General features: G+C 54.4%; 12 protein-coding genes, 1 tRNA gene and 1 riboswitch. Of the genes, 3 read left to right on the top strand and 10 right to left on the bottom strand.

Annotation, left to right across the window (positions count from 1 at the left end; genetic code table 11):
* Positions 1-43: 43 nt before the first annotated feature.
* Together RA27_RS07440 and RA27_RS07445 are read right to left on the bottom strand one after the other, a co-directional pair.
* Positions 44-1462 (bottom strand): TolC family outer membrane protein, encoded by a 1419-nt coding sequence (locus RA27_RS07440; RefSeq protein WP_039536363.1) that lies wholly within the window; start codon positions 1460-1462, stop codon positions 44-46.
* 95 nt (positions 1463-1557) lie between these two features.
* Positions 1558-2211: a protein-L-isoaspartate O-methyltransferase gene (locus RA27_RS07445; protein ID WP_039537139.1), complete on the bottom strand. Its 654-nt coding sequence runs from the start codon at positions 2209-2211 to the stop codon at positions 1558-1560.
* A gap of 224 nt (positions 2212-2435) precedes the next feature.
* Here RA27_RS07445 and RA27_RS07450 point away from each other — a divergent pair.
* Positions 2436-2509: transfer RNA gene (locus RA27_RS07450), tRNA-Cys, on the top strand.
* 288 nt (positions 2510-2797) lie between these two features.
* Here RA27_RS07450 and RA27_RS07455 read toward each other — a convergent pair.
* From RA27_RS07455 to RA27_RS07490, 8 genes are all read right to left on the bottom strand, one after another.
* Entirely contained in the window at positions 2798-3265 is a 468-nt protein-coding gene (locus RA27_RS07455) for a hypothetical protein (RefSeq protein ID WP_039536365.1), read from the bottom strand.
* Positions 3262-4107 carry a hypothetical protein gene (locus RA27_RS07460; protein ID WP_152610655.1) on the bottom strand — a complete coding sequence of 282 codons (846 nt, stop codon included), beginning with the start codon at positions 4105-4107 and terminating at the stop codon, positions 3262-3264. The genes RA27_RS07455 and RA27_RS07460 overlap by 4 nt, the downstream gene beginning before the upstream one ends.
* 427 nt (positions 4108-4534) lie before the next feature.
* Positions 4535-5536: a glycosyltransferase family 2 protein gene (locus RA27_RS07465; protein ID WP_039536368.1), complete on the bottom strand. Its 1002-nt coding sequence runs from the start codon at positions 5534-5536 to the stop codon at positions 4535-4537.
* A gap of 14 nt (positions 5537-5550) precedes the next feature.
* Positions 5551-6375, bottom strand: a complete 825-nt coding sequence (locus RA27_RS07470; RefSeq protein WP_052265188.1) for a hypothetical protein — start codon at positions 6373-6375, stop codon at positions 5551-5553.
* 114 nt (positions 6376-6489) lie between these two features.
* Positions 6490-7101 (bottom strand): class I SAM-dependent methyltransferase, encoded by a 612-nt coding sequence (locus tag RA27_RS07475; RefSeq protein WP_039536369.1) that lies wholly within the window; start codon positions 7099-7101, stop codon positions 6490-6492.
* On the bottom strand, positions 7094-8101 hold the full coding sequence (locus tag RA27_RS07480) for a glycosyltransferase family 2 protein (protein ID WP_052265189.1): 1008 nt from the start codon (positions 8099-8101) through the stop codon (positions 7094-7096). The genes RA27_RS07475 and RA27_RS07480 overlap by 8 nt, the downstream gene beginning before the upstream one ends.
* 46 nt (positions 8102-8147) lie before the next feature.
* Positions 8148-9077 carry a hypothetical protein gene (locus RA27_RS07485; protein WP_039536371.1) on the bottom strand — a complete coding sequence of 310 codons (930 nt, stop codon included), beginning with the start codon at positions 9075-9077 and terminating at the stop codon, positions 8148-8150.
* A 316-nt stretch (positions 9078-9393) separates the two neighbouring features.
* Positions 9394-10398 (bottom strand): NAD(P)-dependent oxidoreductase, encoded by a 1005-nt coding sequence (locus RA27_RS07490; protein ID WP_255353518.1) that lies wholly within the window; start codon positions 10396-10398, stop codon positions 9394-9396.
* A gap of 98 nt (positions 10399-10496) precedes the next feature.
* Positions 10497-10701, top strand: a riboswitch (cobalamin riboswitch).
* An 83-nt stretch (positions 10702-10784) separates the two neighbouring features.
* Here RA27_RS07490 and RA27_RS07495 point away from each other — a divergent pair.
* A complete protein-coding gene (locus RA27_RS07495; RefSeq protein WP_039536372.1) occupies positions 10785-11165 on the top strand; it encodes a DUF1636 domain-containing protein in 381 nt (126 codons plus the stop codon).
* On the top strand, positions 11162-12217 hold the full coding sequence (cobW, locus tag RA27_RS07500; RefSeq protein ID WP_039536374.1) for a cobalamin biosynthesis protein CobW: 1056 nt from the start codon (positions 11162-11164) through the stop codon (positions 12215-12217). Before RA27_RS07495 ends, cobW begins: the two co-directional genes overlap by 4 nt.
* Positions 12218-12221: the final 4 nt, after the last annotated feature.

The following is a 12221-nucleotide window of genomic DNA, read 5'->3' on the forward strand; positions in this document are numbered from 1 at the left end:
TGTAACCAATCGAACCGAGCGCCACAACAGGTAGCGATGCCCTTTAATCGCGGCGCAATGCCTTGAGCACCCTATCCAGATCGCGGCTTTGCTTGCTGACCTGCGAAGGCGCCTTCTTCACAAGGTTGTAGTACAATGTCGGGTCATAGATCTGCACGGCCAGTCCCAAACGCTCTGCCGTCAACAAGCCCTGCGCTTGCAGCAACTCATATGCCGCACGAGACCGCTCGGTCCGCGATGCAACCTCGGCCAATTGCGCATCCAGCAAATCCTGCTGAGCGTTCAATACGTCCAGGGTTGTCCGCGCACCAAGTGTCGCTTCTTCCCGAATCCCGTCGAAGGCAACCTGCGAGGCACGGACCCGTTCCGTTGACGCGCGCAGGCTGGCAGTCGCAGCCTGGAATGATGCATAGCGGTCGGCGACCCCTTGCGTGATGTCCTTCTGAACGTTCAACAGGTTCGCACGTGAAGCATCGCGCGTCGCCATCGCCCTGCGCACCGCAGCCGCCAAACCGCCCCCGGCATAGATCGGCTGGGTAAAGTTCAGCGAGATTCTCGCATCGTTGACATAATCGTCGTTGTCATAGCTTTCGGTAATGCCCGCATTAGCATTCAGGCTGACATTCGGGCCCAGATTTGCGCGCTGTTGCTGCACGATTAGATCCAAAGCGCGGACCTGATGCTGCGCCGAAAGAATCGCCGGATGATTGCGCTGAGCCAGATTGACCGCATCAGATTCCGAGCGCGGAAGACTTGGCAATTTGGGTTGGCCCGCTGTCCGCCCTGGCGCCTTGCCAACGGCATTCACATACTCAGCCTGCGCATTGCTCAGATTACCGCGCGCGACGGCCAAATCCGCCTGCGAACTGGCCAACTGCGCTTGGGACAAAGCGACGTCAGTCCGGGTGACTTCACCAACTTCGAAACGATCCTGCGATGCGCGAAGTTCTTCCGCCGACACTTCCACGTTGTTCTGGCGAATTGCTACAGTTTCTTCCTGCAGCAAAACACCCAAATAGGCATTCGCGGCCCGGATCAGAATCTGCTGTTCGATATCAACCAGAGATTGACGCGTAGACAGCACTGTTTCCTGCGCAGACTGTTTGCCCAGAACGGATGCCCCACCATCATAGATCAACTGGCTCAGCGTCAGGCCCGAGAAGAATGACGAGGGCTCGGTAGTGGTGATCGTACCGCTGGTACTGTTGCGCGTATAATCCTGACTGACTCGTGCCGTCCAGTTGATGATTGGGCGCAACGCAGAAAGTGCAATAGCCACATCTTCATCCGCTGCACGCAGCAAGGCACGGTTCTGCTCAAGCAGGCCGCTGGTATTGTAGGCGCCGATGAACGCGTCGGTCAGGTTGTCCGCCCAAACCGACCTTCCTGGCACCGCACTCAACGCCACACCAGCCGCCAAGGTCAGGCCTTTGACAAGCTTTCCTGTTGTCACCCTGCGCATAACCAAATCCTCTCAAATCGAAATTACGCAACCACCAAGGCAGTTTGCGCCGTTGCGTTCAAGTAATCAAGGCATCAAAAAACTTCTAGTCTAAACTATAGCGAAAATGCACACTCCTTGCAAAAAGCCGGTAAAATCGGGGCACTGGCATTAAAGGCATATCGCCATGAAACACGACCGGCAGACTTGAGACCGACCCGAACGGTACCAAGATCCCCCTCCATGAACAGGCAAACAATCCGCCCCCCATCCTTGAGCTGATCCAGCAGGGTGTCAGGCAGCCGTTCAACTCCACCCTGAATCATGATCACATCGTAGGGTCCATGCTCGACAGCGCCCAACTCGAGCATCCCTCTGTGAACAATGGCATTGTCCACATCCGCTTCCATCAGAAGAGTCTGGGCTTCCGCAGCCAGCGTTTCATCGGTTTCCACCGCAACCACCAGTTCTGCCATTCGCGCGGCAATTGCGGTCGAATACCCCAGGCCCGGAGCGATATCGAGAACCACCTCATCGTTGGAAATATTCACCGCATCCAGCATCTTGGCCAGCGTCCTGGGCTCGAGCAGGCAGCGTCCGCTACCCAATTCCACAAGATCGCCGACATAGGCCGCCTCACGCTGGGCGTCCGGCACGAAATTCTCCCGCGCCACGTTCAGCATAGCATCAATGATGGGAAACTTGGTCACATCGGACGGCCTGATCTGAGTATCAACCATCGTAAGACGCCGAGCTGCGAAATCTGTCATGTGATCACTCATTTCTTGTCATTCTGCTACGAGGCTTTTGCCACATCCATCTGTCAGCAGCAACGGGCCTGACCGCAAATAACGGCGCGGCAAAAACGTCCTATCATGGCGCGGTGGATTTCTCGGCGAGGCGGGAATATTCACACGCAAAGCTCTGGACGTTCATCCTGAAAGCTGTTAGAACGCCCACCACACCACGGCAAGTGATTGATATTACTTGAAAAGGCGAGTTGGCGGAGTGGTGACGCAGCGGATTGCAAATCCGTGTACACCGGTTCGATTCCGGTACTCGCCTCCACAAATTTCCCTTGAAAATTTCCCTTAAGTCGTTGATATAAAAGAATTAAAGTGAATATTCTCACGTTTCCAACTCGCTACTGCCGCAGTTACCGCAACATATCCCGCACTAAATCCCGCAACATTTCACCTAACTTGCCAACTTGTGAGACGCCTTTTTTAAGGCAATCTCAACCCTCGAAAACCATTGGAAAATACTATCCGAGTGAGCGCAAAGGAACTTAAAAAAACATTTTAAATCAAATATTTAATAAGAATTTGCTGCGCATTCTGGTTAGCACAGAGCAATTCAAACCTTAGTGTCGTCATCACTTATCGGTTCGAAATCTATGTCGAAGACAGAGAGCGTGATGTCCGACAACACAAGTATGTAGAAAAGCAAAACGATCATACTGAAAGCATTGACCGCCGCCTCTCCTGACGCGCCAAATACTATGAGAGGTTTCAATATCACGGCGACCAAGCCTAGTAGAAAACCACCGATCAACCATGCGGCGCTGCTTTTGATTTCTGCCTTTATTTCGTCGAGACCGTCATCACCAATTCGGGATTTCAGTTTACTTAGCGACAGATGCAATTGAGACAACGAGGCAAGTGTGATCGCGAGTATCACACCAAGGATATTCAGGTATTCATGGTTTACGAAGTTCTTTAAAAACTCGTTGTTATCGCTCAACCAATCAGGGCGGTATGCGATAAGGCAAATAGAAACCCCAACAGCGACGATCAGAACAACTTTTGAAGCCACCGGGTTCATTTCTTGAAGAGCCTTTCAATAATGCTTTTTCGAGCTTCGACTTTCTCGAGACCTAATTGGTCCTCCGTCTCTACCGTGACGGCTTTTTCATCGTCTGTGGAATCGTACACTTTTTTTCCGTTGGCTTTCAACTTTGTACTGCCACCACCTTCCGAGGTGTATTCCACAGCATCTTTAACTTCCTGTGAATCCAGCCTCAGATTACCCTTTTCATTTTCGAGAACCACAGTCACATGATTGGCGTTCTCTTCCGATTTGTAGTTCTTCAACCGATCATTAATTTTAGACCGTAGGCCCAAAACGTTGGGAGTCACATAACTAAACTCCGCACGGGTTATCTGACCTTTGTACTGTTCGGCTGCCTCCCAAAACGTAGTGCGTTCTGTAATCGCGTTGACACTCAGCTCCCAACCGCTGTCGGGATTAGCTTCATTTATGTGCTTAATCAGTGAATTCAAAATCGAAAGCGGCTTACCCACTTCCGGACGTTGCTGCATAGCGATCTTCTGGCCGTCATTGTAATTCCTGGTGTCGATCAAGAAATTCGACGCACGCCAATTGGTGATCACTTCGGGTTCAAACAATTCGTCTGGCGAAGCGTTGATACTTTCAGTCTTTTGACTGCCTATACGTCCAGAACAAACGGCACCATCTTCAAAATCATCTGTCGAAATAGGTATGTAGACAAGAAGTTTCCCCCAGTGTTCGAACTCGATCCTCGTTGAAAACACATCTTTTAGGTATTCTGTCCTGGTACGGCGGACTGGTGCATCACCAGTTGCAACCAAGATAGGTGGAACTTCGATCTCAACCGCAAACACGCGCAAGTAAGAGTACTTCAATATGGCCTCCAAAATTTCGGCGACCGTTTCAGCCTTTGGTTGATTCTACAACTCCAGCTCGCGCGATATTATGAAGCAAGTGGTTGAAATCTAACATCGAACACGCCTACAACTCCTGCGCCCTGATTAACCGCTGCAAGTTCCCGCAACAAATCCCGCAACATTCGGATACAGCGCTTCATCGAAAGACAAATCAAGTTACTGATTTTGCTTACTATTTTTTTCTCAAGGGTTCGATTTCAAAACAGGTACTCGCCTCCATTTAACTTCAAGCACTTAGCTCTTTCCTCTCTTTGCCCCATCGGGGGCGTTTACAATAGCGTTTACAGTTTTGCTCTCGGGGCGCTGCTTTTCGCGCTGCAGCAAGTCGAAGACTTCCGCGCTCTCAGCAGGCGATACAGCGGCATAGCCCCGGCGAGGCTTTGCTTCATCGGCTACGCGGTCTTTTAGTCTTGTGGCGATGTAGAAAATTACGAAAATCCACCCAGTCTGACCTTTGATAGAGTTCAGCGATTTTCTGATTATGCCAAGTACATGCCAGCTCGTGTAGGGACATGAGGCAATCGTCTCTCATCAAACGCGCCTTCTCCGGCAGGGCTTGCCGCCAGAGGGGGAGAATGGAACGGTCTTCAACGAGGTTGGCATTCATATTGTGCCAATAGGCTTCGGCCTGATCGTCGTGGATATGATTGGTCTTGCCGCGATCGCGCTTGACCAGAAACGATCCGATCGACCGTGTCACATAATGATGAAGGCGTGCAAAATCATGGCAATAACTGGCATTGGCACGCCAGGATACCGCTTCGGCGTCGAGCAGTTGTCCGCCGCCATCAACCCAACGAATCCCCGCCACACGTTCGGGCGCGACACCTTTGGGGCGATGCGGGCCGTATCGGGTAAACAGGCCGTTGTTGCGTGTTATACTCTTCAAACCACCAGCAACACCCGAATAGAACCCTTGCTCTGTGTCGCAGAGGGTAAACTGTTCGACCACAGGTGTGTCGGTGAATTCTTCGACACCTCCACATCCGAATAATTTCCAGGCAAAAGACGCAACATCGAAGGGTCCACCGGCTGTTTCCTGCAATTTCGCCAGCAAATTCTGCATGGACGGGTTGGGAAGACGGATATTCAGGTATTCATCAACATCCAGACAGAAGGTCCAGCCAGCATCCAGAAATCTGGGATGCGTGCGGACTCGTCTGAGCATCGTGTTCTGCGGGCTTTGCCCCGGCTTGACCGAATTGTCGACATGGGTTGCCACGCCCAGATCTTCGAGCCGTTTCGCGATCAGGTCTGTGCCATCGTCGCAATCGTTGGTGTAGATGAGAAAATGCTCAACGCCGAGCGACAGGTAGTACGACACCCAATCGACCATGAATGGGCCTTCGTTTTTCATCGTCGTGTAGACAACAATTCTGTCAGTCATTGCATGGCTCACTGCTAAACCAAGGTGACGTCGGGGTCATCAGCTATCCCATGCTGTGTCAGAAGGCCCCCAAAAAAGCTTGAGGCTAAAACCCGGTTGCGCGACCGGGCCAGGCGCGGCCTCATAATTGAGGAATAAAAGTGAATCGATGTCTTTGATTTCCAATCATATTCTTGCAGTTGTCCGACATCCTCGCTGACCCATTCCCGGCGACTGGCGAAGGGTAACGCATAAAGTTCCCGCTCAGGCAGCACCCGCTCAATCTCACCACTTTCCAATAGGAAATGGTAGGCGGACATTGGTCCAATAACCCCCAGTGGAAGCGCCGCGAAAGTTGCTTTCTTGCCGTATAGCCTTCGGTAAACACGGCGTGTCTGCCGATCCCACCAAGGAGGTAGGCAAGGCGTTGTTTCGACAAATTCCAACCAAGCCTTCAATGCTGGACTATCTTGAGGTAGCCGCAGAACACCGTTCGGCACTCGGCGCTGGCCATCCCGTCGCCCCGCAACCAGATAACCCTCGTTTGATTTAAATGGCTTTACCGCATAGGCATCGCAGTCCACCCAGATCTGATCGGTCTTCGCCATAAGATGAAGGCGGAAAAGATCCGCATGTACTGCAGGCGATTGGAAAACCGGGTCTACATAAATCCGGTCATTTGCGTCCAGCGGCAGAACATCCCGTGCATCGCGCACCTCGACATAGGGCGGAATGTTATCAATCGGATGATAACAATAAAGGATCGGTGTCTGGCCAATGTCATGGAACGACTTCAGGCAGAGCTTCTCAAGTATCGTCAACCGATTGCCAATCCACAGCGATGCCACCCGTTCAGCCAAAGGAAGCCCTCCGGCTCAGCCCACGGCCATACGGGGCACGCGCCGATCTGGCGACGGCACCGTTTTCCAGGCTCATTTTCTGTTGTGTCCACATAACAAACTCGGCCTCGTTCCTCAAAGTTTCTGAACCGCCACCTGAGCCCCCTTGATCGCCTTGAGGCGCAGCCCTGCAGAATGTGCCCCGAGGAATTCGTGGAAAGCACGCATCACACCATCTTTCCACCATCCGCGCTTGTGATAGTCGTCCAGCATAATGACGCCTCCTTCGATCATCTTCGGTAACAACGCATCCAAGTCCGCTTTCACGCCTTCGTAGGAATGATCGCCGTCAAGGTAGGCAAACCCGATGCTGTGATCTTCGAACAGACGAAGCGCAGGAATCGAAAAATCGCGAATAACTGAAACCTGCCCTTTCGCAATCTCGGTGCTGTATTTGTCTGTCACCGCTTCATAAATTCTGTCCATGTCAACCTGACTGCGGGCTCCGGCCAGCGATGCGCCGCCATCCGGGTCGGGCTGCACCCCCCAGGGATCAATAAGGCAAAGCTTTGAAGGACGCAGCTCTTCCAAAAGAATCTGCGAAAACTCTCCACGCCAAACACCAATCTCAACACTGAGCCTTCCGTGCGGCATGGTCCTGAGCATTTCGCGTCTCAGGGCATCTTTCCGCTCTCGCTGCTGCGCTTGTTTCTTGCGGCGGTCCGCAGCGGATGCAGGTTCAGCCATGAGTTTCTTCTCCGGTATAAGAATTCTGTAAAGCCTCTACCAGATCGAGCCAATCCGGTCTGGCCTTCAACTCTTCAGCTTTCGATCTATGCCATTCACATGCCTGGTGATGAAGTTCCGCCAGTTGCGGATCTGCCATCATCTCAGCCTTGATTTCATGCATCGCGGGCATGTGTTCGAGAATCGAGCGGTCTTCGACGTCGTTGTGGTTCATCACAAGCCAGTATTTCAGCCCCTGATCCTGCCCAACATGATTGGTGCGTCCTCGGTCACGCTTAACCAGAAAACTATCAGTGCTGCGTACGGCATAATGATGAATACGCGCGAATTCGTGGCTGAACCCGCGCCAGGCCTTCCACTTCACCAGTTCTGCTGACTGAAGGTTTCCCCCTGCATCCCGCCACAAAACCCCTTCGTAAGGCGCGTCGGGATTTGCCCCATGCTCGGGATCGATACGAGGACGATGGGCGCGAAAACGGTTGAATTTACCGTTGTTACGAAACAGTGTCTTGAAACCTTTTGCCCGATGATGGGGGTATCCCTCTTCAGGGGCGGCAAGAAGAAATGTCTCGGGCACGGGCCGGTCGACGAAGTCGTTTTGACCCGCATTCCCAAACATGCGCCAGCAGATTGAGATCGCATCCGCCTCACCGCTGGCGTCGACTAGGCTCCGGACATCGCCGTTTGGCAACCGAATATTGATGTATTCATCAACATCCAGGCTCATGACCCAATCGGACGAAAGATAGCTCGGATGGTCGCGTGCCAACGAGAACGCGCGATTTTGCGGCGTCGCCCGCGGACCCAGCCTGTTGCGTTCGTGATGTGCCCAGCCCAGCGCTTGCAACCGGTCACCCATGGCATCGGTACCGTCCGCACAATCATTCGTGTAGATCAGAATATCGTCAAAGCCGATTGCGCGGTTATAGGCCACCCAATCGATCATGAAAGGCCCTTCGTTCTTCATCGTGGTCACGATGAGAAAGGTCTCATTCGTCATAAGTTATACTCTTGCCTGTGCCGTTAGCGGATTATTGTCGATCTGTTTAGAATAGCCTCAGGATTTTGTCCAACTCAGCCATCACTTCTGCTGGCGCAATCTGTCGGGCCACGTTGTCCATTCTGGCCCGCGCCATTTTCCAGCGCGCACCCCCAAAATCCGAGGATGCACGCGCGACGCCTTCGCTGATTGCAGAGATTTCCGTGCTGTCAACGAAGTACGGGTAATCCGATCCCAGATAATACTCAGCATCGTGAACCTGCCGGTTCACAAGCACATTGGCTCCGACCACTGCAGCATTGAATCCTTTGGTAAACGGCTTGGAAGACAAGATTCCACGGGTAAGTGAGGGGCTTGGATCACGTGTGCATATGTGGAAATTGGCCTCTGACAAACGCGCGATGAATGCGTTCACATCGCCCTTGCCGTCGTAGCCGGGCACGACGGCCTGCTCTGCCAGCTTAGACGGCAGCACGACATTGTCAGGCAGCCCGAAGTAACCCAGCTTAAACCCGTTCTCAGGTGCCGATCCGAATACGAGACGCGGGTCCGCGTGGTGCCGCAGATGGCGCACTTGCGCGCCAGGTGTTGGGTCAAGCGCAGGCAGTCCTTTCCACAAATTCCGCTCGCTCTCATATGAGGCCGCGATGTGCACATCGACAAATCCCGGCTCGAACGGGCCTGCAACAACGTCGAGGTGGTCCACGCAGATGCCCGCGGCGACCTTCTTCAGGGATGCTCTGAATTCGGGACCCAGATTCGAAGCCGCACTTTTGTGAAAAATCACAACCGCATCTTTGCAGGATTCGACAAATCTTCGACATGCATTTTCCCGAGCGCCCTTGGGCGCCAAAGCTACCTCGAAACTGTAATCCGGTGACAGGTGTGCCTTGGCCATGGCGGACAGTTGATCGACCCGCATCGCCTTCCCACCCATGGTCTTCTGGCCGATGCGGTATGCAAGGATCACTTTCATCTGGGGCTGCCCCGCGCGCTCAAGTTACAGTTAATACAATCAGGTGGATCATCGAACACACTATATGGCGCCCGCGAGCCGCAATCATTCGCCGATGGGTCCGTAGTTTCAGGCCATAGGTAATGACAAGGTCGGATTGATTCCAAGATGTTAGACTCCCTCGCCTGTCCTCATACACGCCACCTCGATCAAGAGGTTCAGCCGCGCCGGGTAAAATCTCGCGATGTTGCGACGCCACGCAGCACATCACAAAACACCTGCAAATCAAAGGGGGTTCGCCCATCCTTCAAAAAAGATGGGCGACGCACCGAAAGGGTCAGGCATCCTGCCGATTTTGTGGAATCACCTCATAGCCCGGTTCCTCGGGCTCATCGTCCTGCATTTCAGGCGGGAAGCCCGGGGCCCGGATATCCAATCCGGTCGCGTCCTCCAGTCGCCTGATGATATTGGGCGACAGCTCACGATCACCATAGCGCGATATACCATCCTCGAATATCTTGATCATCACCGGATTTATCTCCAGTGGTACACCGGCGCGGTCGGCGACCTCCTGGAACAAGCCGATATCCTTTTTGACAAGGTCCATGGTGAACGAAATATCGCGGGACCCGTTCAGGATGACCTGACTTTCGGTTTCGTGCACGAAGGACGTGCCCGAGGAAATCTTGATCGCCTCGTACGTCGTACCCAGATCCATCCCGGCTGCCTTCGCGGTCACCAGCGCTTCGGCACAAGTGATCAGATTGGCGGTGGCCAGATAATTTGTCAGCACTTTCAGAACCGATGCCGACCCGAGATCACCTGTGTGTAGAACACGCCGCCCCATGGTCGTCAGGAACGGTAATATCCGCTCGAAGGTTTCCCGGTCGCAGCCCGCAAAGATCGAGATATTGCCCGTCGCGGCGCGATGACATCCTCCCGAAACCGGACAATCAACTGCTGCCCCGCCCCGCTCGATAACCATGCCTCCCAGCCGCTTGACCTCGGCCTCGTCGGTTGTGGACATCTCCATCCAGATTTTGTCGGCATTTACCTCTGGCAGCATCTCCCGCATCACCGCATCCGAGGCAGCGGGTGATGGCAGGCATGTAATTATTGCATCACAATCACGCATGAGTTGGGCGGGACCATCCGCAGCTTTGGCTCCCTGTGCCACGAACCCGGCCACCAGATCAGGGTTCAGGTCATGGACCGTCAGATCGATACCATTACGCAGCAACGAACCCGAAAGCTTGCCGCCGACATTTCCCAGACCGATAAACCCTACCTTCATAAGCCGCATCTCCCTGCTTGCGATTTGTGGATCATGCCACCACGTCAGTCCGATCAGATCATGCCGCGCAGCGACGCGGACAGGTCGCTTTTCACCCGCTTGCCTACCCGAACCCTGCGACTCGCTTGACAAGCTGCCCAGAGGTGCCGCATGTCCCACCCGTTGGTGTCTGCAGCAGCAGATGAAAAGGGAATGCGTCAACGGGTTTTCCGCCAAACGCAGCCGCCCCCGCGACCGTGACCGGAGAGGGTGCCCAATGCCACTGGCGAATGCCGGGAAGGCGGGACATCCGACAGAGGTTTCCTCTGACATCCGCAAGCCGGGAGACCTGCCAACGCCCGAAGATGAAACCGGACGGGGTGTTCCGGTGTGGGGTCAAAAGTGGCCCGCATGAAACCCCGTCCCCACGAAGAGGATTTGGGGGGATGAGAGACATGACCGAGACTGCACCGGTCGAACTGCTGGTCTGCACCACATGCCGTCGCGGGCTGCCTGTCGAAGATGATGCGCAGCGCCCCGGCACGTTGCTGCACAAGGCGCTTGAACAGGCGGATATGCCCGAAGGCATCACCCTGAAAGCCGTGGAATGCCTGTCGAACTGCGACGAAGGCTGCTCGATCGTTTTGCGCGGCGGCCCGGATCGATGGACCTTTGTCTATGAACATCTCAACGAAACCGACCATGTCGACGTGATCGTTGATGGCGCCACCAAGTACCTTCAGACCGAGGACGGTCTGGTCAAATGGCGTGAACGCCCCGAACACTTCCGCAAGAATTGCGCGGCCCGTATTCCCCCGATTGGAGCCCTGAAATGAGCACTCTTGAGAAACTCCCTGTCACCGTGATCACCGGCTTTCTGGGCTCGGGCAAAACCACATTGGTGCGCCACCTGATGCAGAACCCGCAGGGCAAGCGTCTGGCTGTCGTGGTCAACGAGTTCGGAGATGTCGGCGTGGACGGCGACATCCTGAAATCCTGCGCCATTCCGGATTGTCCTGCGGAAAACATCATGGAACTGGCGAACGGCTGTATCTGCTGCACCGTGGCCGATGATTTCATCCCCACAATCGAAGCGCTGATGGCGCTGGAGCCGCGCCCCGATCACATCCTGATCGAAACTTCCGGTTTGGCCCTGCCCAAGCCGCTGCTGAAAGCATTCGACTGGCCAGACATTCGCTCGAAAATCACCGTCGACGGCGTGATCGCGCTGGCCGATGCCGAGGCCGTCGCCGCTGGCCGTTTCGCGCCCAATGTCGAGGCGGTAGACGCCCAGCGCCTGGCCGATGACTCGATTGACCATGAAACACCGCTGTCCGAGGTATTTGAGGATCAGATATCCTGTGCCGACATCATCCTGCTGACCAAACCTGATCTGGCGGGTGCGGAAGGCGTAGCCAAAGCCAAAGAGATCATCGCAGCCGAAGCGCCCCGCCCCTTGCCCGTCGTCGAAGTCGCCGAAGGCGTCGTGGACGTGCGCGTTGTCTTGGGCCTTGAAGCTGCGGCCGAGGATGACATGGACGCACGTCCCAGCCATCATGATGGTCATCACGATCACGAGCATGACGATTTTGAAAGCATCATCGTGGAATTGCCGGAACAGACCGACCCGGCGGAATTGGTTAGCAATATCGAACGTCTTGCAAAAGAACTGAACATCCTGCGCGTCAAAGGCTATGCGGCGGTCGAAGGTAAGCCGATGCGCCTGCTCGTGCAGGCTGTGGGTGCCCGTGTACGTCACCAGTACGACCGCCCTTGGGAACCTGGTGAAGAACGCCGTTCGCGTCTTGTCGTCATTGCCGAGCATGACGATATCAAAGAAGCCCAAATCCGCGATATACTCGTGGGTGTAACAGAGGCCGCCGAGTAAGACC

Origin of the sequence: Ruegeria sp. ANG-R (assembly GCF_000813985.1) — a bacterium.
GTDB lineage: Bacteria > Pseudomonadota > Alphaproteobacteria > Rhodobacterales > Rhodobacteraceae > Ruegeria.

What these genes read in the sequence shown, in the direction of transcription:
- RA27_RS07485 (WP_039536371.1), bottom strand. Translation starts at nt 9,077, where the DNA reads ATGAAAGTGATCCTTGCATACCGCATCGGCCAGAAGACCATGGGTGGG.
- RA27_RS07455 (WP_039536365.1), bottom strand. Translation starts at nt 3,265, where the DNA reads ATGAACCCGGTGGCTTCAAAAGTTGTTCTGATCGTCGCTGTTGGGGTT.
- RA27_RS07480 (WP_052265189.1), bottom strand. Translation starts at nt 8,101, where the DNA reads ATGACGAATGAGACCTTTCTCATCGTGACCACGATGAAGAACGAAGGG.
- RA27_RS07465 (WP_039536368.1), bottom strand. Translation starts at nt 5,536, where the DNA reads ATGACTGACAGAATTGTTGTCTACACGACGATGAAAAACGAAGGCCCA.
- RA27_RS07440 (WP_039536363.1), bottom strand. Translation starts at nt 1,462, where the DNA reads ATGCGCAGGGTGACAACAGGAAAGCTTGTCAAAGGCCTGACCTTGGCG.
- cobW (WP_039536374.1), top strand. Translation starts at nt 11,162, where the DNA reads ATGAGCACTCTTGAGAAACTCCCTGTCACCGTGATCACCGGCTTTCTG.
- RA27_RS07475 (WP_039536369.1), bottom strand. Translation starts at nt 7,101, where the DNA reads ATGGCTGAACCTGCATCCGCTGCGGACCGCCGCAAGAAACAAGCGCAG.
- RA27_RS07495 (WP_039536372.1), top strand. Translation starts at nt 10,785, where the DNA reads ATGACCGAGACTGCACCGGTCGAACTGCTGGTCTGCACCACATGCCGT.
- RA27_RS07445 (WP_039537139.1), bottom strand. Translation starts at nt 2,211, where the DNA reads ATGACAGATTTCGCAGCTCGGCGTCTTACGATGGTTGATACTCAGATC.